At 54.8% G+C, this 21,223-nt stretch carries 20 protein-coding genes; 14 read left to right on the forward strand and 6 right to left on the reverse strand.

Annotated elements, in window-relative coordinates; genetic code table 11:
• From VRZ32_RS01560 to leuB, 4 genes are all read left to right on the forward strand, one after another.
• Nucleotides 1-123, forward strand: a complete 123-nt coding sequence (locus VRZ32_RS01560; RefSeq protein ID WP_414523686.1) for a hypothetical protein — start codon at nucleotides 1-3, stop codon at nucleotides 121-123.
• The gene (locus VRZ32_RS01565) at nucleotides 120-578 is read left to right on the forward strand and encodes a metallopeptidase family protein (protein WP_414523687.1); all 459 of its coding nucleotides are present in this window, start codon (nucleotides 120-122) and stop codon (nucleotides 576-578) included. The genes VRZ32_RS01560 and VRZ32_RS01565 overlap by 4 nt, the downstream gene beginning before the upstream one ends.
• 33 nt (nucleotides 579-611) lie before the next feature.
• The gene (gene leuD / locus VRZ32_RS01570; RefSeq protein WP_414523688.1) at nucleotides 612-1,217 is read left to right on the forward strand and encodes a 3-isopropylmalate dehydratase small subunit; all 606 of its coding nucleotides are present in this window, start codon (nucleotides 612-614) and stop codon (nucleotides 1,215-1,217) included.
• Between the two features lie 101 nt (nucleotides 1,218-1,318).
• The gene (gene leuB, locus VRZ32_RS01575) at nucleotides 1,319-2,428 is read left to right on the forward strand and encodes a 3-isopropylmalate dehydrogenase (RefSeq protein WP_414523689.1); all 1,110 of its coding nucleotides are present in this window, start codon (nucleotides 1,319-1,321) and stop codon (nucleotides 2,426-2,428) included.
• 169 nt (nucleotides 2,429-2,597) lie between these two features.
• Here the strand turns inward: leuB and VRZ32_RS01580 are convergent, their stop codons facing one another.
• On the reverse strand, nucleotides 2,598-3,452 hold the full coding sequence (locus tag VRZ32_RS01580; protein ID WP_414523690.1) for a hypothetical protein: 855 nt from the start codon (nucleotides 3,450-3,452) through the stop codon (nucleotides 2,598-2,600).
• Nucleotides 3,453-3,755: 303 nt separating this feature from the next.
• Nucleotides 3,756-5,144: a 16S rRNA (cytosine(967)-C(5))-methyltransferase RsmB gene (rsmB, locus tag VRZ32_RS01585; RefSeq protein ID WP_414523691.1), complete on the reverse strand. Its 1,389-nt coding sequence runs from the start codon at nucleotides 5,142-5,144 to the stop codon at nucleotides 3,756-3,758.
• Between the two features lie 119 nt (nucleotides 5,145-5,263).
• On the opposite strand from rsmB, the gene VRZ32_RS01590 reads away from it, so the two are divergent.
• The 3 genes from VRZ32_RS01590 to VRZ32_RS01600 all read left to right on the forward strand — a co-directional run bounded on the left by VRZ32_RS01590 (nucleotide 5,264) and on the right by VRZ32_RS01600 (nucleotide 7,548).
• On the forward strand, nucleotides 5,264-5,452 hold the full coding sequence (locus tag VRZ32_RS01590) for a DUF1674 domain-containing protein (RefSeq protein ID WP_414525001.1): 189 nt from the start codon (nucleotides 5,264-5,266) through the stop codon (nucleotides 5,450-5,452).
• 108 nt (nucleotides 5,453-5,560) lie between these two features.
• Nucleotides 5,561-6,889 (forward strand): class I SAM-dependent methyltransferase, encoded by a 1,329-nt coding sequence (locus tag VRZ32_RS01595; RefSeq protein WP_414523692.1) that lies wholly within the window; start codon nucleotides 5,561-5,563, stop codon nucleotides 6,887-6,889.
• Nucleotides 6,890-7,026: 137 nt separating this feature from the next.
• Nucleotides 7,027-7,548, forward strand: coding sequence for a GNAT family N-acetyltransferase (locus tag VRZ32_RS01600; RefSeq protein ID WP_414523693.1), 522 nt, complete (start codon nucleotides 7,027-7,029; stop codon nucleotides 7,546-7,548).
• 64 nt (nucleotides 7,549-7,612) lie between these two features.
• On the opposite strand, the gene acs is transcribed toward VRZ32_RS01600, so the two are convergent.
• From acs to tsaD, 4 genes are all read right to left on the reverse strand, one after another.
• Nucleotides 7,613-9,559 carry an acetate--CoA ligase gene (gene acs, locus VRZ32_RS01605; protein WP_414523694.1) on the reverse strand — a complete coding sequence of 649 codons (1,947 nt, stop codon included), beginning with the start codon at nucleotides 9,557-9,559 and terminating at the stop codon, nucleotides 7,613-7,615.
• 174 nt (nucleotides 9,560-9,733) lie between these two features.
• Nucleotides 9,734-10,153: an EVE domain-containing protein gene (locus VRZ32_RS01610; protein ID WP_414523695.1), complete on the reverse strand. Its 420-nt coding sequence runs from the start codon at nucleotides 10,151-10,153 to the stop codon at nucleotides 9,734-9,736.
• A 2-nt stretch (nucleotides 10,154-10,155) separates the two neighbouring features.
• Nucleotides 10,156-11,151, reverse strand: a complete 996-nt coding sequence (locus VRZ32_RS01615) for an NAD(P)H-dependent glycerol-3-phosphate dehydrogenase (protein ID WP_414523696.1) — start codon at nucleotides 11,149-11,151, stop codon at nucleotides 10,156-10,158.
• On the reverse strand, nucleotides 11,148-12,266 hold the full coding sequence (gene tsaD / locus VRZ32_RS01620; RefSeq protein ID WP_414523697.1) for a tRNA (adenosine(37)-N6)-threonylcarbamoyltransferase complex transferase subunit TsaD: 1,119 nt from the start codon (nucleotides 12,264-12,266) through the stop codon (nucleotides 11,148-11,150). The genes VRZ32_RS01615 and tsaD overlap by 4 nt, the downstream gene beginning before the upstream one ends.
• A 264-nt stretch (nucleotides 12,267-12,530) precedes the next feature.
• Here tsaD and hemC point away from each other — a divergent pair, with 264 nt between their 5' ends.
• The 7 genes from hemC to VRZ32_RS01655 all read left to right on the forward strand — a co-directional run bounded on the left by hemC (nucleotide 12,531) and on the right by VRZ32_RS01655 (nucleotide 21,058).
• The gene (gene hemC / locus VRZ32_RS01625; RefSeq protein ID WP_414525002.1) at nucleotides 12,531-13,505 is read left to right on the forward strand and encodes a hydroxymethylbilane synthase; all 975 of its coding nucleotides are present in this window, start codon (nucleotides 12,531-12,533) and stop codon (nucleotides 13,503-13,505) included.
• Between the two features lie 4 nt (nucleotides 13,506-13,509).
• A complete protein-coding gene (locus VRZ32_RS01630; RefSeq protein WP_414523698.1) occupies nucleotides 13,510-14,256 on the forward strand; it encodes a uroporphyrinogen-III synthase in 747 nt (248 codons plus the stop codon).
• Nucleotides 14,257-14,381: 125 nt separating this feature from the next.
• Complete coding sequence (locus VRZ32_RS01635) at nucleotides 14,382-15,929, forward strand: hypothetical protein (protein ID WP_414523699.1); 1,548 nt, start codon at nucleotides 14,382-14,384, stop codon at nucleotides 15,927-15,929.
• Nucleotides 15,930-15,932: 3 nt separating this feature from the next.
• Entirely contained in the window at nucleotides 15,933-17,594 is a 1,662-nt protein-coding gene (locus tag VRZ32_RS01640; protein WP_414523700.1) for a heme biosynthesis protein HemY, read from the forward strand.
• A gap of 168 nt (nucleotides 17,595-17,762) precedes the next feature.
• Nucleotides 17,763-19,166 (forward strand): threonine synthase, encoded by a 1,404-nt coding sequence (gene thrC / locus VRZ32_RS01645; protein ID WP_414523701.1) that lies wholly within the window; start codon nucleotides 17,763-17,765, stop codon nucleotides 19,164-19,166.
• 55 nt (nucleotides 19,167-19,221) lie between these two features.
• Nucleotides 19,222-20,451 carry a M16 family metallopeptidase gene (locus tag VRZ32_RS01650; RefSeq protein ID WP_414523702.1) on the forward strand — a complete coding sequence of 410 codons (1,230 nt, stop codon included), beginning with the start codon at nucleotides 19,222-19,224 and terminating at the stop codon, nucleotides 20,449-20,451.
• Nucleotides 20,452-20,458: 7 nt separating this feature from the next.
• Entirely contained in the window at nucleotides 20,459-21,058 is a 600-nt protein-coding gene (locus VRZ32_RS01655; RefSeq protein ID WP_414523703.1) for a GNAT family N-acetyltransferase, read from the forward strand.
• The last annotated feature ends 165 nt before the right edge of the window (nucleotides 21,059-21,223 follow it).

Here is a 21,223-nt window from a genome sequence, read left to right on the forward strand (position 1 = left end):
ATGAATGATGAAACGCCAGACCCAATCGAGATCTGGGGCAAGCGTATCGGTCGCGGTCTTGCGGTGATTGCGTTTGCCGTGCTGGCGGTTCTGTTCATCTTGCAACTGCGGGGTGATTTATGAGCACGCAGGGTGGCGCATTCTGGCGTGATGCTATGGCTCCCGGCCTCGATGTATTTGAGGAATTGGCAGCAGCTGCATTCGCCGCCCTGCCGGAGGCATTTCAGGAATTAGCGCGCGATGTGGTCATCCGTATCGAGGATTTTCCCGATGATGAGACGCTTGAAGCAATGGAATGCGAAACGCCGTTTGACCTTCTTGGCCTGTTTCACGGTAGTGGGCTAGCGCAGGGTGGCGGCCAGTTATGGACCGGACAGATGCCCAATATGGTGTTTCTGTATCGCAGGCCCATTCTGGATTATTGGGCCGACAATGAAGAGACACTGGGCAGCTTGATCACCCATGTGCTGGTGCACGAGATTGGCCATCACTTTGGCCTCTCGGATGAGGATATGGAAGCGATCGAGCAGCAGGCCGAGGCGGATTCAGGTTCTCAACAAACCGATTCAATGGGCTGATAAACAAGGCATATCAGCCGAGGGATTTTGACAATGGATAAGTTCAATCAGTTGACCAGCGTGGCGGCGCCGATGGAAATCGTTAATGTCGACACGGATATGATCATTCCCAAGCAATACCTGAAGACCATCAAGCGCACCGGGCTTGGAAAAGGCTTGTTCGCAGAGATGCGGCTGAATGAAGATGGTTCGGAAAATCCCGATTTCGTGCTCAACAAGCCCGCTTATCGACACGCGCAAATTCTGGTGGCAGGCGATAATTTTGGTTGCGGTTCATCGCGTGAGCATGCGCCGTGGGCGTTACTCGATTTTGGCATTCGTTGCGTGATCTCTACGTCGTTTGCCGATATTTTTTATAACAATTGCTTCAAGAATGGCATTCTGCCAATCCGTGTAACGCCGGAACAGCTCGATCTGCTGATGGAAAATGCACGTCGCGGTGAAAACGCGCGCCTGACGGTTGATCTGGAGGCGCAGACAATTTCTGCATCCGATGGCGAAGTGGTGGCTTTTGATATTGATGCGTTCAGGAAACATTGCTTGCTCAATGGTCTAGATGACATTGGCTTGACGATGGAAAAGGCGTCCGACATCGGCGAGTATGAGACCCGAAATGCAGCGGCGCATCCGTGGATTTGATACCAAAGTCGGCTGCAGGTATATGAGAAGATGATCCACGATAATGCTTCTATGGGGGCAAGGGGTCGCGGATGTGACAAAACGGAAAGAGGCGTCGATCAATGACATCCTATAATCTGTTGCTTCTGCCTGGTGATGGCATTGGTCCTGAGGTTGCAGGCGAGGTTGAGAAGCTTGTCGCGTGGTTCTCAAAGCGGGGGCTGGCCAAGTTTGAGATTGAGAAGGATCTCGTCGGTGGCTCGTCCTTCGATGCACATGGTGTTGCGATTACGGATGCTGCCATGGAGCGGGCACTAGCGGCAGATGCAGTACTTTTCGGTGCTGTTGGCGGCCCTAAATGGGATCAGGTGCCTTACAGCGAGCGCCCCGAAGCTGGCCTGTTACGTTTACGCAAGGATCTTGGACTGTTTGCCAATCTGCGCCCGGCGATTTGCTATCCGGCATTGGCTGAGGCTTCCGCGCTGAAGCGGGAATATGTCGATGGCCTCAATCTTGTTATCGTGCGCGAGTTGACTGGCGGCGTTTATTTTGGGGAGCCGAAGGAGATCGTCACGCTGGAGAACGGCGAAAAGCGAGCTGTCGATACGCAGATTTATACGACGCATGAGATTGATCGTATAGCGCGCGTCGCATTTGAGTTGGCGCGCCAGCGCAGCGGGCGTGTGGCCTCTGCCGAAAAGCGCAACGTGATGAAGACCGGGGTGCTGTGGCATGCGGTCGTCAGTGAGGTGCATAAGGACTATCCTGATGTCGCGCTGGAACATATTCTGGCTGATAATTGTGGCATGCAGCTCGTGCGCAATCCCAAGCAGTTTGATGTTATCGTGACGGATAATCTGTTCGGTGATCTGCTTTCCGATGTTGCAGCAATGCTCACGGGCTCGCTGGGCATGTTGCCCTCGGCATCGCTCGGGGCGGAGGATCCCGTGACCGGGAAGCGTCGTGCTCTTTATGAGCCTGTGCACGGTTCAGCGCCGGATATTGCAGGGCAGGGGCTTGCCAATCCGTTGGCGATGATTGGCTCATTCGCCATGGCGCTGCGCTATTCGTTCGGGCTTGGCGAGCAGGCTGATATCGTGGAACAGGCAGTTGCTAATGTGTTGGCAGCAGGCGTTCGCACCAAGGATATTGCAGCCCCCGGCGCAAATACAGTTGGCACAGGTGCAGTGGGCGACGCGGTAATCCGCGAGCTGGAAGTGCTGACCCAATAGGCATTGCAGAGTGCTCTAGAGCAGTTTGCGTTTAATTTGATTATTCAAATGAATGCAAATTGCAAAATATGGGATTTGGAGCGCAGTTTTGATTCAATCAGAACGTCAGGCACTCTAAAATAAAGGCCCGGTACATAAGTGCCGGGCCTTTTGATTCGGGCGGAAGTGTTTACTCGCCTTCGGGGGGAACGGGGATCGGTATGCCACCGCACTCGGGGCGCTGGTGCTGATTGGCGCTGGTGAAAAGCGCCGATAAACCTGCGCTATCAGCAGCCGCTGTCAGGGCCAAATGGTCCACGAAACAGGCTATTTCGTTTGGTGTAACAGGTGTTTCATCGCAGGCCCAGCCGGACATCTGATAAGCTTGGCCGCTTGCTGGAACCGTTAGCCGGAATGCTTTGCACTGACGCTCATCGCCATTGTAACTGAGGGTGGCATCAGCGATTTCCGCTGGTCCGAATTTCGTTTCCTGAGCAATAGCGCGCCCTGTGCTAACCACGCCAACGCCAGATTCTGCCGAACGGCGCGCAAGGTCAACGAAGAAGGTGGACGGGCGGGGAGCCTCTTTGCCCATGCGGTAAATGGCGAAGTGTAGATGCAAGTCGTGGCCGCCGAAGCTACCAAAAGTCAGCACATCTTCACGGCCACCCAAACCATGCTCTCGCGCGGTGTAGGTTGCTGAAAGCTCCAGCAGTTCACGCGAGCGCAGCTGGAACAGCTGTTCAGGAGCAGCTAGCAAGGTCCAGATATTTGGCTTCTGCATCAACTTGTCGCCTAGCGCATCAATAGCCGGGGTTGGCTGCGCGACATAGGCTGTGACCGCTGGCGAGTTGGATGGCGCATCACTTGGCGCGGGCGAAAGCACGGCAATGGCAACAAGGCCAGCAAACAGTGCTGCGCTTAGTATGAAGGAAATTAGAGAAATTTTACGGCGCGCGCGTCCTCGCCCGGCAGAAGGTCGTTCCCACCGCTCATGGGCGGTGTGGGCTGGGTAGAGGCGCTCGTGTCGTTCGCCAGATGCCATGAAGGCCATACCAGATACCGTTGCGTGCATTTCCAACCAGACGATGAGCAGCGAGACTGCGAGAAAGATATTACACGCATATGCGTGTTTCGAGGCGGTGATGAAATGGATTTCGCCTTATGCCGTAAACGAAAGGTTACTGCGCAAAATCAATCCACAGCGATTAAACAGGTTTTGCAGCGCCCGCCTTAATGCCAAGGTAGGCACTGTTGAAAATTATAATATCTGTAATATCAATTAGTTAGATGATTAGTGCGATCGTAAGTGACCGCACTATTCCAGGTTGTTTTTAAGTATCTGAACTCAATCGTCTTTGCGCACCAGCCGGGCAACGAAGAAACCATCGAGTCCGGCAAGGCGCGGTGTTTCGTTCGGCAGGTAATGAGGAAGGGTGCGAACTTCACCTTGCGCGTTGATAGATTCGGCCAATCCACCCACCTCAGCAGCCTCAATCGGAGAGCGTGTGAAGTTTGAATGGCGGGCAAGGAAAGCCGTAACCTGGGCTTCGCCCTCTTCAGGCTCTAGCGAGCAGGTGCTGTAAACAAGGCGTCCGCCGGGGGCGACAAGCTTGGCTGCATGGTCCAGCAAGGAAGATTGCAACGAGGTGAGGCTTGCAATTTCGTCAGGCTGCTTGGTCCATGCGACATCAGGATGGCGGCGGATTGTGCCCGTGGCTGAGCAAGGTGCATCGAGCAATACAGCATCAAACGGCTTGTCGCTGAAATGACGGGCATCGGTAGCAACCACCGTTACATCAAGCTTCAGGCGGCTCATGTTTTCTGACAGGCGCTTGAGACGCTCTGCAGAACGATCCAACGCTGTAACCTTTGCGCCTGCGGATGCAAGTTGCGCCGTTTTGCCACCGGGGGCTGCGCACATATCGAGAATGCGTTCGCCCGCTTTAGGTTTGACTAGTAGCGCAGGCAGGCTTGCGGCTACGTCCTGCACCCACCATTCGCCCTCATCATAACCGGGAAGCGTTGCGACCTGTGCACGATCATTCAGGCGGATAGATCCGATTGGCAGCAGCAGGCCATCGAGCCGTTTAGCCCAACCGGCGGCATCCGATTTAACGGTAATATCGATGCCTGGCTCATGGCGTTGCGCATCGGCAATGGCTTGCGTTACTTCAGCGCCATATGTCTTGCGCCAGCGTTCAGTGAGCCAGCGAGGCCCCTCAGAGGCGCTGGTGTCAGCCAGAATATCTTCCCGCGATTCCGCGATCCGCCGCAGCACGGCGTTGACGAGCTTGGAATAAGGGAATGCTTTCCGGTCAGCCTTGGCGTGATGAACAGCAAGATCAACTGCGGCACGATCAGGAACATCCAGCAGCAAAATCTGGGCAGCGCCGATAATTAGAATTTCTGCCAGCAGGCCGGATTTGGGTGGGATGCCTTTGGGCATACGCTCATCAAGCGCAGCATGGATCGTGCCAAGCCGTCGTAGTGCAGACGTGACGATGGCGCGTGCCAGTGCGCGATCGCGGTCATCAAGCAATAGGCCGTCACCTTGGCCGAACTGCTTCTCCAGCGCTTCATCGAGCGGCATGCGTTCTTGTGTTATATCGAGCAATGCGTAAGCAGCGACGCGCCGCGCCGGAAGCCCCCTTGGCGTAACAGCCGGACGTGCCGGACGGCGGGGGCCATCAGGAGAATGTCGGGGGTCATTATTTCCGGGCCTGTTGCGTTGCACGCTGATGTTTCCTTAATATACGCCACGATTAAACTTATTCACCGTCAGGAGACGTTATGGCCTCGCCATCCGACAGTCCGCTTTCTCACCCGCATACTTCAGACCGGCAGCTTCAGCCAATGCCAGTCACCAGCAAAAAGCTGACACCGGCTGCCGAGCGCGCCTTGGCCGAAGCAGCTAAGCGACGTGCCGCCATCGATGGCAAAGCGAATGCTCTGGCTGAGCGTCGCGAAGTCAATGGGCGGGGCGGATTGGAACCGGTGCGCTATGACGATTGGGAAGTCAAGGGCATCGCGAGCGATTTCTGATCTTTCGATGATTTTCATAATCCGCACTATTTCCGCACGACAGAGGGCGTGACAAACCCGCGCGCGATTCATAATACCCGTCTGATGCATTTATAAATGAGGGCCTTGATGAGCGATAAGATCGATAAGCGACTGGTAGCAATCCGTAAATTGTTGGTGCATGTTGCGGATGAATTGCAGATCGATCTGTCTGTTCGATTATGGAATGGCGAAACAGTGCCTTTGGGTACCCAAGCCACCGGTGATGTTGCTATTGTTATCCGCTCACCTGAAACGCTGACGCGACTGGTACGCTCGCCACGCCTGCCTACGTTGGTGGAGTTGCTGGGAGCGGGTGATATCGATATCGCAGGCGGCACTCTGCTTGATGTCGTGGCAAGACGCGGGGTTGCTGGCAAGAAATTGTGGAAGCGTCTTGATAAGATACTTTTGATAAAAGCCCTGGCGCCATTTTTGTTTGGCACGGGCAAAGCCTCCGCGCCAACAGCGGAAGCTGGCAGCACTTACGCTTTTACAGGCGAGCAGACAGCAAAAGATGCACAGGGGCGTGATAACAAGGCGCTGGTGCAGTTTCATTACGATGTCTCGAATGCTTTCTATCAGCTCTTTCTCGATCCGGAGATGCAGTACTCTTGCGCATACTTTCCCACTTGGGGGGCGGATATCGAAGAGGCGCAGCAGGCTAAGCTTCACATGATTTGCCGCAAGTTGCGGTTAAAAGCCGGAGAGCGTTTTCTCGATATTGGCTCTGGTTGGGGAGGGCTAATCTGTCACGCAGCCCAGCATTATGGCGTGCACGCGCATGGTGTGACGTTGTCGCAAGCGCAATACGATCATACCGTTGCAAAGATTGATCGCCTTGGCCTTGGCGATCGCGTGACTGTTGAGCTGAAAGATTATCGTGAGCTTGAAGGCGAGTTCGACAAGATCGCCTCCATTGGCATGTTTGAGCACGTGGGGTTGGATAATCACGCAGCGTATTTCAGTAAATTGCACGCGCTGCTGCGTCCACGTGGGCTGTTGCTCAATCACGCGATCACCCGTCCCGCCAAGAAGAACCAACGCGCTTTCCGGCGTAAGCGGCCTGAGTATGCGGCCATTATCAACTATATTTTTCCCGGCGCAGAGCTCGACCATATTGGCAGCACTGTTACAAGCATCGAGCGACATGGTTTTGAAGTGCATGATGTCGAGGCTTGGCGGGAGCATTATGCGCGGACAACGCGGCTGTGGTGTGAGCGTCTGAATGCAAACCGTGAAGCGGCGATAACAGAAGTGGGCGAAGCAAAAACACGGCTTTGGTTGCTATATCTTGCTGGCGTGTCACTCGGTTTCGAACGCGGTACTATCGGTATTTTTCAGACGCTGGCTTCAAAACGTGCACGTGGGCTTTCCGGGCTTCCGCCAACGCGCGCTGATCTTTATGCGGAAGATTAGCGTTTTATATCAGGTTGTTCTTGCGTTCATTTGAATATTCGAGTTGAACGTAAACTGCTTTAGGGGCGAATATGTTGGCTTTTCTGCAGTGTTCGTTTAATTGAGAGCGTTATTGAGACGGGGGGAATTAAGAAGAAATGAAGCCATATGTTCGTGGAAAATCGATTTATTTCAGAGAAGTAAACCTTGACGATGCTGAGTTCATTGTCGAAATGCGGACCAATCCAGATAAAAATAAGTACTTGTCTCATACCTCGGTTGAGGTTGAATCTCAGGTAAATTATTTACGTAATTATTTGAAAAGCACGACTGATTTTTACTTCATTATCTGCAATTATGAAGGAAAAGCGATCGGAACAATTCGTATTTATGATATCCGTGATAACAGTTTCTGTTGGGGCAGCTGGATATTATCAAAGGATGCACCCAAAAGTGCGGCCGTTGAGTCAGCGTTATTGATCTACGACTTTGCTTTCTTTTCCTTGCATTATCCTAAAGCGCATTTCGATGTACGGAAGAATAATGAACGGGTTGTGGAATTCCACAAACGCTTTGGCGCTCGCATCGTAGATGAGAACGAATTGGATTATTTCTTTGAATATGATCGGGATGCTTATTCCGCCATTCGTAGCAAGTACCTTCGTTTCCTGCCTGACTGAATTTGCATGAAAAACCCCTGGCGCATTGTAAGCGCCAGGGGAAATCACTCATTAGAAGTATCTCTTAGGCTTTGTGCCGATTTTGACGGTTGTCTACGAGATCCTCAACCACTGTTGGATCAGCCAGCGTTGAGGTATCGCCCAGATTGCCGTGCTCATCCTCAGCTATTTTACGCAGGATGCGGCGCATAATCTTGCCGGATCGTGTCTTGGGCAGGCTTGGTGCAAACTGGATCAAGTCCGGCGAGGCAATGGGGCCAATTTCGCGGCGCACCCATGCTACAAGTTCCTTGCGCAGCTCGTCCGATGGCTCTTCACCTTCCATCAAAGTGACATAAGCATAGATGCCCTGTCCCTTGATATCATGCGGATAACCAACAACGGCAGCTTCGGATACCTTGGCATGTGCAACGAGTGCTGATTCCACTTCAGCCGTGCCCATCCGGTGACCAGAGACGTTGATGACATCATCAACACGTCCGGTAATCCAGTAGTAGCCATCAGCATCGCGGCGTGCGCCGTCACCTGTGAAGTAGGTGCCGGGGTAGGTTGCGAAGTAGGTTTCTTCGAAGCGTTTATGATCGCCATAGACAGTACGCATTTGCCCTGGCCAGCTATCAGTAATGACCAGGTTACCTTCGGCTGCACCCTCAATAGGCTTGCCCTCTGTATCAACAATTGCAGGTCTGATGCCGAAGAATGGCAGAGTTGCAGAGCCTGGCTTTTGTGCAATCGCGCCGGGAAGGGGCGTTATCAGGATGCCGCCTGTTTCCGTTTGCCACCAGGTATCAACTATCGGGCAGCGGTTATCGCCAACGACGCGGTAATACCACTCCCATGCCTCAGGGTTGATAGGCTCACCGACTGAACCCAGCAACCGCAAGGAAGCGCGCGATGTCGATTTTACCGGCTCATCGCCCGCTTGCATCAACGAGCGAATGGCCGTTGGCGCGGTGTAGAAGATGTTGACCTTATGCTTATCAACCACCTGCCAGAACCGGGAGATATCGGGATAGGTAGGGATGCCCTCGAACATCAGCGTCGTAGCGCCATTAGCGAGTGGGCCATAGACGATATAGCTATGACCCGTCACCCAGCCCACATCCGCCGAGCACCAATAGATATCACCCTCATGGTAATCGAAGACATATTGATGGGTCATCGCTGCGTAGACGAGATAACCACCCGTGGTGTGCAGTACGCCCTTTGGCCTGCCGGTTGAACCCGACGTGTAAAGGATGAAAAGCGGATCTTCCGCATTGACCTCTACTGCCGGGCACTCGGTCGTGACCTGTTCGATGGCTTCATGGTACCAGACGTCGCGGCCTGGTTCCATCTCCACTTCGCCCCCTGTGCGGCGCACGACAACGACGTGTTCAACACCCGAAACCCGCTTCAATGCCGCATCAACATTGGCTTTCAGCGCCACTCTGCGTCCGCCACGCAGGCCTTCATCCGCAGTGATGACGAACTTTGATCCGCAGTCTTCAATACGGCTTGCTAACGAGTCAGGTGAGAAGCCGGCAAAAACGAGCGAATGCACAGCACCCAGGCGTGCACAAGCGAGCATGGCATAAGCAGCTTCCGGGATCATTGGCAGGTAAATGGTAATACGGTCGCCCTTTTCCACGCCGCGGTTGCGCAACACATTGGCGAGCTCTGCCACGCGGTCGTGCAATTCCTGATACGTGATATGACGTGATTCCGATGGGTCGTCGCCCTCCCAGATGATTGCGGTTTGATGAGCGCGTTCTGGCAGATGGCGATCGATGCAGTTGTGGGCGACGTTCAGCGTGCCATCTTCGAACCAGCGGATTGAGACATTACCCGGCGCGAATGAGGTATTCTTGACCTTGGTATAAGGTGTGAACCAATCAAGGCGCATGCCGTGTTCGCCCCAGAAAGTCTCAGGGTCGTTGACGGATTGTGCATACCATTCATGATAGGTTTGTTCGTCGATAAAGGCGCGCTTCGCCCATTCATCCGTGACGTTGTGGATATGCTCTGACATCGTTTCTCTCCCGCACGTCTACGTTGAGGCAATCATTGGACTGGTCTTCGCAGATTTTTCGTCACGATCCTTTTGCGGATCTATATCATTAGAATGTAGGCGCAGCGGAGGGTTGGCCGCAAGTCTTTGAGGTATTCCACTTTATGCTAATGTTGCGCTTAAAGTTGAAAAGTATCAGGATTCCAGTCCGCCAAGCGCTAGAATTATTGCCCACTCGGCATCTGTAACAGGCTGGACTGACAAGCGCATGTTGTTGACAAGTACCATGTCTTTCAAGCGCGGATCGTCCTTGATTTCCTGTAAAGTTACTGGTCGCTTTAGCGACTTGATTGCCTTGAGGTCCACCATGCCAAAGCGGCCTGTTTCATCCGTATGGTCTGGGTAATATTCCTTGATGACCTCGACAACGCCGACGATGGCTTTGCCTTCGTTCGAATGGTAGAAAAATCCCTGATCGCCAATTTTCATCGCCTGCAAATGCTTGCGGGCCAGATAATTGCGCACACCATTCCAGTGTTCACCTGCCTCACCACGCGCCACTTGCTGATCCCATGACCAGGTGTCAGGTTCGGATTTATAGAGCCAGTGCGCCACGATTAAGCCTCCGGTTTGATAGGGCGGTTCATGAGCGCCTCAATCACCTGATCGACTGACATTTTATCAGCCACAACCGCATCCACAGCCTCGCACACGGGCATCTCGACGCCCACAGAGTGCGCTTGAGCAATCAGTGCGGAAGCGGTGAATGCGCCTTCAGCCAGCTTTCCGCCTGCAGCCAGCATAGGCGAGACGCCGCGTCCCAAGGCTTCACCAAAGGAATAGTTGCGGGATTGCGTGGAGGTGCATGTCAACACCGTGTCGCCAAGGCCTGAGAGGCCCATCAAGGTTTCTGCGCGTGCGCCTAATACGCGGGCAAAACGGCTGATTTCTGCAAAACCGCGCGCAATCAATGCTGCGCGTGCGCTTTCTCCCAAGCGTCGCCCTTGGACAATGCCACAGGCGATAGCCAGCACGTTTTTCGCCGCGCCACCGATCTCAACACCACGAACGTCCGAGCCGTGGTAAATTCGCAAGGTGCTGCTCGACAGATCGTGTGCAAGCGAGGCTGCCAGCGGCTGGTCTTTGCTTGCAAGGATGACGGCTGTCGGCAATCCGCGTGCTACATCAACGGCAAAGCTTGGGCCGGAAAGTATGCAGGGAATAGCTCCAGGCACTTCCTGTGCCACAATATCACACATAAATTGGCCGGTGCCCCGCTCAATGCCCTTTGCGCAGACAATAACAGGCGTACCAAATGGGATCTGTTTGGCGACCTGCTGCAATGTAGCGCGTAATTGCTGAGCTGGCACCGCAACAAGAACTGCGGCAGCAATCGAGAGTGCAGCCGTTTCAGTGGTGACGTCTACATTGGGTGAAAGCATGATACCGGGGAGAAAACGGGCATTCTCTCGCGAAACCGACATAGCGTGGGCACGATCATGATCACGATCAATGAGGACAGTCACATGCCCTTTATGGGCAATGGCATTAGCCAGCGCGGTACCCCAGGAGCCTGCTCCCAGAATTGCAATTGGACGTTCGAGAATATTCATACGCTTTGTTCCGCAATTGGTTCAATAAGATCAGCCGGGACAGAGAGAGCCTGCTCGTCTGCTGTCTCTGCCATAATCTGTCCCTTGACGCTATCAAGCGGCCATCGGGCACGGGCAGGCGCTGTGAGATCATCGGTAATGCCAAGCCGCAAGCGTTCAAGCCCTGCCCAGGCAATCATCGCGCCATTGTCCGTGCACAGGGCTGGCGGTGGTGTGACGAGCTTCAGCCCCGTTTTTGTTGCAAGCTGATGCAGTGCCGCACGAATGGCGCCGTTAGCCGCCACGCCCCCAGCCACGACAAGCGCATTGGGACGACCGGCCACAGCCTCGAAAGCGCGAAGACCTGCGCGTGTGCGGTCAATGATGACATCGACAATCGCAGCCTGGAAGGAAGCGCAAAGATCAGCAATGTCGGTGCCGCTTAATGGCGAGACGCGTTCCCCCTCAATCCGCACAGCCGTCTTGAGGCCAGACAGTGAAAAGTCTGGCACGGCGCGGCCTTTCAATGGACGGGGCAGGGCAAAGCGTTCCGGATCGCCACGCAGGGCAAGCTTCTCCACTTCAGGGCCGCCGGGGTAGGGTAGCCCTAGCATCTTTGCCGTTTTGTCGAAGGCCTCGCCGATCGCGTCATCAATCGTGGTGCCAAGCCGCACATAATCGCCAACCCCGCGCACGGCCACGAGTTGCGTATGCCCGCCTGATACCAGCAGTAGCAGATACGGGAAGTTGACATTATCCGTAAGGCGCGGCGTCAAGGCATGGGCTTCAAGATGATTGATGGCAATGAAGGGTTTGCCAGTGACAAGCGCCAGCGCTTTTGCCGTGGTGAGGCCAACAATCACCCCGCCGATTAGGCCAGGGCCAGCTGCTGCGGCGATGGCATCGATATTATCTAAAGTGATGCCTGCTTCATTCAAGGCGCGGGCGACAAGATGATCGATAACCTCAACATGGGCGCGAGCAGCGATTTCCGGCACCACGCCGCCATAAGCCGCATGCTGTGCAATCTGGCTGAGGATAGCGTTGGAGAGAATGCTGGAATGACCGTTGCCATCCACCTCAACGACCGCAGCGGCGGTTTCGTCACAGGTGGATTCGATACCAAGAACACGCATGAGCCCATTTCACCACAAGTTGTCGCACAGCACGATAAACCATCAGCGTGCATTTCGCTTTTGGTTTATCCTAACCTATAGTCGCGAGTAAACGTCGGCAAATGCACAAACCAGTTATAGAGACGATCTGCACCGACTTCCGCTATAGGGATGCTGTCTTCAACGGCCGAAATGGCACTGCGACTGGCATTATGGGCAGCGGGAGCGTAAACCGATGCTTGCATCAGTTCATTTATAAGGAAACGATTCGCCGTGTCACCGCATATGTCATCGCTGGTTTTACCTTCCCCAATCGTGATCGGCACGCGTGGAAGTCCGCTGGCATTGGCGCAGGCGCATCAGGTGGCGCGTCTTCTGGGGGGCAGCTCGTTTGCTGATAGCGCCAGCGATATGAAAGTGCCTGCAGGCATTGTCATCAACGCTATTAAAACAACGGGCGATACCATTCAGGATCGTGCCTTGTCGGAAGCGGGCGGGAAGGGGCTTTTCACCAAGGAACTGGACGCCGCACTGTTTGACGAGCGGGCGCATCTGGCGGTTCATTCTGCCAAGGATCTGCCGACTGAATTGCCGCCTGGCCTGATGATAGCTGGGTGTCTGCCGCGTGAAGATGTACGCGATGCTTTCATCAGTGCCAAAGCTGCTTCGTTAGCAGATTTGCCAGCAGGTGCTGTTGTTGGCACGGCCTCATTACGGCGGCAGGCGCAGGTGTTGCGGTTGCGGCCGGATGTGCGCATCACCTTATTGCGCGGCAATGTCGGCACACGTTTGCAGCGTATTCAGGACGGCGAGATTGATGCAACGCTTCTCGCGATGGCGGGCCTGAATCGGCTGGGTCTTTCAGATAAAGCAACGGCGCCCATTGCTATTGAAACAATGCTGCCAGCAATCGGGCAGGGTGCCATCGCAATCGTCGCGCGTGAGCAGGATATGGCGATCCGCGAGGCGATTAACGCTTTTGCCCATGCACCGACCGGTATCGCGCTGGAGACAGAACGGGCCTTCCTCCGGGTGCTCGATGGCTCATGCCGTACACCGATTGCAGGGCTTGCAATTGTTGAGGGTGAAAGCATCCATTTCCGCGGCTTGCTGCTGTCCGAAGATGGTCGCGAGGTTGTAGCTGTGGAGCGGAGGGGGGATGTTTCTGACGCGCGAGCAATCGGTGAGGATGCTGGGCGTGAGGTGATATCGCGCGCTAGCCCTGCATTGTTACCGCAGCTGCGTGGTGACAAGGTATAAGGCCATGTTGACGACGGGACCGCGCGTATTGGTAATGCGCCCAAAGTCTGCCGGTCTGCGCACCGCTGCGCGGCTCGCCGCTATTGGATGTGAGGCGGTGACGGCGCCGATCCTGCATATAGAGCCAACTGAGATGTCGGTTCCTGCTGGTCCTTTCGATGCGGTTTCTGTGACAAGCGCTGCAGCGCTTTATCGTGTTGCGCAACTGCCGAATGCCATGAAAGCCTTGCCATTGCTGGCCGTAGGAGAGCGCACGGCGCTGCTGGCGCAAGAGGCCGGTTTTACCGATGTTCATGCTGCGGAAGGCGAGCGACATTCCCTTGCAGCCTTGGCACGACAACTATTTGCAGGGCGGGCGCGCGCACGTCTTCTTTTAGCGCTTGGGCGAGATCATAAGGCTGATACGGTCGCGTTGTTGGAAGACGCCGGTATTGAACCGGTTACATGGATCGTTTATGCGGCACAGGCATTTGAGACACTGCCTGAAAATGCGCATATGGCCATTGAAGCAGGACAGATCGATGTGGTCTTGCACTATTCGCGTCGTAGCGCCACCATTGCATGCGCGCTTGTTGAGCAAGCGGGACTATGGCCCGCATTCGCACGTTTGACGCATTGTGTGCTCTCTAAAGACGTTGCTGCACCTTTGATAGAGCGTGGTGTAAAGAGCATTTTAACAGCAGATCGACCGCATGAAGATGCAATGCTTACGCTTTTCACCACAATTGGACGCTCGCAAGGCTCGCCATGAATGGTGCTGCAATGCTAAGAACAAGGCAACCAAGCGCTGCCTGAGGGGTTGAGTCTAAAGCCATCAGGTTCCAAATCATTTGTTCAAATGGTTGCGCAGAAGCGACTGAATGCAGGAGAAACGGCATGACTGACGACACGCCCAGCGGTCCTCCCTCTAACCGCTCCCGCTCGCGCCGTGAACGCGTAATGCTGGATCAGAAGCCGCTGGCGACAAGCGTTGAACCAAATGCTGAGCCAAGCTTGGAAGCAAGTGTTGAGCAAAGCGCGGGCGCGATTACCCCTACGGACGAAATATCCTCTGCTGCTGAAAGTGCAGAACCCTTTGTGGTGCCTGAAAGCGCCAACACACCTGATATTCCAGTCGATACCCCCCTTCATCCTGATGAGCAGCCCGTGGTTGATACACAAACGAACGACACTTCTGTAGACGAAACATCTGTGCAGCAGGTCCCATCTGCCCCTCAGACAAAATCAGGCGGTGTGGTAACATTGCTGCTTGCTGTGCTTGCCGGTGGCGTAGCGGGTGTTGCTGCGAGCATGCTGCTGCCGCCGTATCTTAAATCAGCAAATGATCTGGAAACACGTCTGATAGCAGTGGAGCAGTCTATTGCAAGCGCGCCACGGGGATCGGACCTTGATTCTGCAGTTAAATCTATTGAGGAAGCGCGTGGGCAGAGTGTGGCTCTTGGCTTGCGTCTGACCGCACTTGAAGAACGCATTGCGGCAGCTAATTCCGGGACAGGATCAGAGCAGCTTGCAAGTTCGGAAGCAGCGCTGGGAACATCTGCTGCGGAGCTCGCTGCCTTGCGTGAGCAGGTCGGGCGTATGGATGAAACGCTGGTTGGCGCTGGTGAAGAACTATCAACCACCATCGATAAAATGCGCGAGCTGGAGCAATCGATAAACACACTTGATCCTGCTCGCCTGCAGTCTGAGCAAGCAGTAATAGCGCAGCGCTTGTCAAGTTTGGAAACAACTGTTCAGGATAAGCTTGGCCAGTTTGACCCCGCTCGTATCGCGGCGCTTGCGGATACCCAGGCTGGTGAGATCGCACGGCTGGCAACGCGCGTGACTGCAACCGAAGGCGCTGTGACAGAGACCGAGCGCAAGGCGCTGGCTGCTGGGGCATCAAACCGTGAGCGTATCGCTGTTGTGGCGCGGCTTGCCATCATCGATCGGCTTCGCAATGCGCTGGAGCATGGACAGGCCTACGTCAATGAGCTGGATGCGTTGACGAAGCTTGGTGTATCTGGCGCTCAGATTGCTGCGCTTCAGGTGGCTGCGAATGGCATTGCGACGCCTCAATCGCTCGCCAAGGGCTTTGCGCAGGCGGCTGCTTCTTTCGAGGTTGAACCAGTCTCGCCTGATGCCAGCTTTGTGGATAAACTTGCTGCAAGCGCTTCGAGGATTGTGCGTATCAGAGCCATTGATGGCGAGGCTGATGCTACGGATATTGCAGGGCAGGTTGAGAATTTGTTGATGCGTAACGATGCAGCGGCAGCATTGGCCACCTGGCAGCATCTGCCACAATCAGCGAGGGATGCCACCAAAGCATTCGCTGATACATTGCAGGCGCGTATTAATGCCCAGAACGCACTGGCTTCGCTTTCTCAGAGTCAGGTGCAGGCTTTGGACGCGTCAGCATCTGCTGCTTCAGCAAGGGGAGAATGAGGCATGGTCCGTATTATCGGCTTCATTCTCACGATTGGATTGATTGCTTTGGGGCTGAGTTGGCTTGCTGATCGCCCGGGTGATGTTTCTGTGGTCTGGCAGGGATATCGCATTGAAACATCAGTTGTCGTGGCGTTGGCGGCAGTGGTTGCTGCTGCGTTGGTGCTGGCGCTTGCTTGGGCGCTGATCCGCTTTATCTTCGGTTTGCCCGGTGCGATCTCGTTTTCCTCCCATGCGCGCAAGCGCGCCAAGGGCTTTGCTTCGGTTTCGAGAGGATTGATTGCGGTGGGCACTGGGGATTCCGTGTCGGCACGCCGTCACGCTTCAGAAGCCGATCGTCTTTTGGGGCGTGAGCCGCTCAGCCTGTTATTACGTGCGCAGGCCGCCCAGATGGCGGGCGATAGGGCCGAGGCTGAAACCGCGTTTAATCTGATGCTGGATACGCCTGATACACGCGTTCTGGGTTTGCGCGGCTTGTTTGTGGAAGCGCGGCGCAAGGGCGATATGACGGCAGCGCGTTCTTACGCACAGAAGGCATGTGAGCTAGCCCCCAAGGTTAGCTGGGCAAGCGAGGCTGTGCTCGAATATCAATCGGCCGATGAAGATTGGCGCGGCGCTCTGGCGACATTGGAACGTCAAACACGCCAAAAGGCTATCGGGCGTGATACGGCCAAGCGCCTGCGCGCTGTATTGCTGACGGCTGATGCGTTATCTCGTCAGGATAGCGAGCCTGAAGAGGCGCTGAAAGAGGCGAGAGAAGCGGTAAAGCTTGCTCCCGATCTTGTGCCAGCGGCTGTTCTTGCTGGTCGTTTGCTGTCGCGCGAGGGCAGCATGCGCAAGGCCGCGAAGATTCTGGAAAGCGCCTGGAAACGCAATCCGCACCCTGATATCGCAGCGGCATTCGTGGATCTGCGCCCTGGCGATTCCGCGCGTGATCGGCTGGAGCGTGCGGAGAGTTTGGCGCGACTTCTGCCGCATCATCCCGAGGCCCGTCTGATGAAGGCAGCTGCGGCATTGGAAGCGCAGGATATCGCCAAAGCGCGCGCAGCCATTGCACCACTATTGATCGAATATCCGACTGTGCGCACCTGTCTGCTAATGGCAGATATTGCCGAGGCGGAGCATGGCACAACAGGCGAGTGGCGCGAATGGATCGGTCGTGCATCGCGCGCACCACGCGATCAGGCCTGGATTGCGGATGGTGTTATTTCGGATACTTGGGCACCCGTTTCTCCAGTTACGGGCCGTCTCGATGCCTTTGAATGGAGTGCACCTCTGGAGCAAATCGCTGATGCAGGTGCTATCGATAATACGGAATATGATGATGCGGGAGAGGGGCATTCAGCACGTGGTGAAGCGCCATTAGCAGTTTCTGCGCCTGCAACGTTTGTCATTAATTCTGAGGCAGCGCCAGCATCTTCGCCGCCATCAACATCTGTGATTGATGTTGAGCCAACGCCTGTTTCCTTAAAGCCGGCAACAATAGAGCCTGCTGCGTCTCCATCTTCTCCAGCTGTTGAAGAAAAGGCAGAGAGCGCAGCAGCCGGTGGTGTGCAAAGCGTGGTGTTTCCGCTCGATCATGCACCTGATGATCCCGGCCTTGACGGGTCCGATGAATTCGGGCACCGCCCTGTTCATGTGCAACTAGCCGGACGTACACCCTGATATAGAGGCGCTGGCATTCGCTATTCGAATGTCAGGGCATCTTGATGCTGATATGGTTCTTGTCATGATCGGCACTCCGGCGTAGATGATGGCCGAAAGTTTTTGCGGCTGCATGAGCGCTGACGTGAATCTCAACATTGCTAGCCTGGACGGATGATGGAGGGTTTCTTGCTGCATATATCCACACGCGGAGAAGCGCCGGAAGTCAGCTTCATCGATGCCATGCTTACCGGTTTGGCGCGCGATGGCGGCCTTTATGTTCCGCGCGACCTGCCTACATTCGATGCTGCAACCATCGCGGGATGGGCCGGGCAGTCGTATGAAGAGATCGCGGGCCATGTTCTGGGGGCGCTCACAGGGGGAGAAATTCCGCGTGATGTGCTTGCATCAATGATTCACGATGCCTACGCCACCTTCCGGCATGACGCTGTATGTCCGCTTGTGCAGCTTGATGACAATCTCTTCCTCTTGGAGCTTTTCCATGGTCCGACGCTTGCGTTCAAGGACGTTGCCATGCAGCTGCTTGGGCGGCTGATGGATTATGCACTGAAGCAGCGCGGAGCACGTGCGACTATCGTTGGTGCGACGTCTGGCGATACGGGCAGTGCTGCCATTGAGGCGTTTCGTGGCCTGGAGCAGGTCGATATCTTCATTCTCTACCCACACAATCGTGTATCGGATGTGCAACGGCGGCAGATGACAACAGTCGATGCGCCTAACGTCCACACGATTGCGCTGGAAGGCACGTTTGACGATTGCCAGAACATGCTCAAAGCATTGTTCAATGATCATGCGTTGCGGGATGGGCTTTCGCTATCCGGTGTGAACTCCATCAACTGGGCGCGCATTATTGCGCAGACGGTTTATTACTTTACGGCGGGCCTTTCACTGGGCAGTCCGCACCGTTCTGTGTCGTTCGTTGTGCCGACGGGTAACTTTGGCGATGTGCTGGCGGGTTATGTCGCCAAGCAGATGGGGCTGCCGATTGAGCGGTTACATGTTGCAACCAACGTGAATGACATTCTGGTGCGTGCGCTGGAAACGGGGCGTTATGACTTGCGGGAGGTCACGCCCACCTCGGCGCCGTCTATGGACGTGCAGATTTCATCAAATTTTGAGCGCTTGTTATTCGATGCCTATGGGCGTGATTCAGATTCTGTACGTGGATTGATGGATCAACTGCGGCAATCGCAGGCCTTCACTATTGAGCAGGGAGCGCTTTCCCGCATTCGGGCGGAATTCGATGCCTCTGCCGTTTCGCAGGCCGAGACCGAAGCAGAAATTACCTCAACGTGGAGCAATGCAGGCTATGTGCTTGATCCACACAGTGCGATTGCTGTCCATGCAGCGCGTGGTGCATTGTCGCGTGATCCGGCAACGCCAGTTGTCGCGCTAGCGACAGCGCATCCTGCCAAATTCCCTGCGGTTGTTGAAAATGCAACCGGCATCCATCCGGCGCTGCCGGCGCATCTGGCTGATTTGTTTGAGCGGTCAGAGCGTACAGTCGTGCTTCCCAACAATCAGGCGACAATAGAAGCCTATATCCGCCAGCACGCGCGTGCGGGCCAGTAAGCAGAGCATGCACACGATAGACGGTAGGGTTAAGGTTTCGATATTGGATAATGGCTTGCGGGTCGTTACCGAGTTCATGCCGCATGTTGCGACGGCAGCAATCGGCATATGGGTAGGGGCTGGCGCGCGGCATGAAAATGCGCAGGAGCATGGGCTATCGCACTTGCTTGAGCATATGGCGTTCAAAGGCACCCATACACGCGATGCTCGCACGATTGCCGAGGTTATCGAGGCTGTAGGCGGTGATCTCAATGCTGAAACGGGTGTGGAGCATACTTCCTACACCGTGCGGCTGATGGGCGCTGATGTGCCGTTGGGTATTGAAATCCTTGCCGATATTCTCATCAATTCACGGTTTGATGAGGTCGAGCTTGAGCGTGAGAAGAATGTTATTCTGCAAGAGATAGGCGCTGTTGAAGATACGCCGGATGATCTTGCAACCGATCTGTTTCTTGAGGCCGCTTTCAAGGGGCACGCGTTGGGGCGCAGCATTCTGGGTACGCCGGAATCTGTCACAGGCTTTAGCCGACAGGCGATTGTAGATTATCTGGCGCGTAATTATCGTGCACCGCATATGGTTTTGTCTGCCGTTGGTGCCGTTGATCATGATGACGTTGTTGCCCACGCAAAACGTTTGCTTTCCGGCTTTTCTGCAGAGCCTCCACCCGCGCCTGCATCTGCGGTCTATAGTGGTGGCGAGACGCTGCTGAAGCGCGACCTTGAGCAAACACATCTGTTGCTCGGTTACCGTGGCTTGCCATTTCTGGATGATGCTGTTTATGCCATGCAGGTTTTTGCCAATCTGCTTGGCGGCGGCATGTCATCGCGGTTATTTCAGGAAGTGCGCGAAAAGCGTGGCTTGGCGTATTCTGTGGATGCTTTCCATTGGGGATTTGCTGATACGGGTCTGTTTGGCATGGCGGCGGGCACGGCTCCGGAAGACGTGGATGAGCTCGTACCTGTATTGCTGAATTGCTTGCAGGAGGCGGCACTCAACGTCACCGAAGCTGAAGTGAACCGCGCACGTGCACAGCTGAAAGTGTCACATGTATCAGCGCTTGAGGCACCGATGGCCCGCGCTGATCAGCTTGCAAGGCAACTGCTTTCGCTGGACCGGGTCTTGCCGCTTGAAGAGGTTATTGCCAAACTTGACGCAATCACGCTTAAAGATGTTCGATTCGTGGGGTCGACATTAATGAAAACGGAACCAACATTCGTAGCGATTGGTCCAGCCTCTGGACTGCTTAAGCAGCCTGATGTTCTTGCTCGCGTGAACCAAGGGTAATAAGTTTATGACACAGTTCCGGTTTTCGCCTCCAGGTAGCTCAGTGCCCTATATTCGTGGGGGCGGATTGCATCTGCGTATCCCTCAGATGCGGGATTTTGAGGCATGGGCGGAAGTGCGTTCGGAAAGCCGTGATTTTCTTGAAAAGTGGGAGCCGATCTGGCCCGCTGATGATCTTACAAGACCCGCCTTTCGTCGCCGCATAGCGTGGTACGAGGAAGATGTGGCGCGGGATGCCTCTTATCCGTTTTTTCTGTTTCGCGAAGACGATGATGCCCTTTTAGGCGGTCTCACCTTGGGCCCCGTGCGTCGTGGCGTCGTACAGACTTGCACGCTAGGTTACTGGATGGCAGAAAAACATGCCCGCAAAGGTTATATGAGCAAGGCGGTGATTGCGGCATCATACTTTGCCTTCCACACCCTGGGCTTGCGTCGGATTGAGGCATCTTGTCTACCTATCAACGATCCATCAATCGGGCTTCTCGAAAAAGTCGGATTCATGCGTGAAGGATATGCTAGACAGTATCTCTGCATCGCAGGTGTGTGGGAGGACCACTTCCTCTATGCGCTGCTGAAGGACGATTTTAACAACCGTTTCAAAGCATAATTCTGATGCGCATGGTAATGATCAATCGCTTGAGAGTTTAGCTCTAATGCTTTGATCAAACATGCTTTAAGCGATATGTCGCTGCATCAAAACCAAAGGCGGATGCCATTTGGGCGGTGATTTGATGCTGTAGCGTTTTTATGTAACTGAAGGGTTCAGCCTTTT

The organism is Pseudochelatococcus sp. G4_1912 (assembly GCF_047501465.1).
GTDB lineage: Bacteria > Pseudomonadota > Alphaproteobacteria > Rhizobiales > Beijerinckiaceae > Pseudochelatococcus.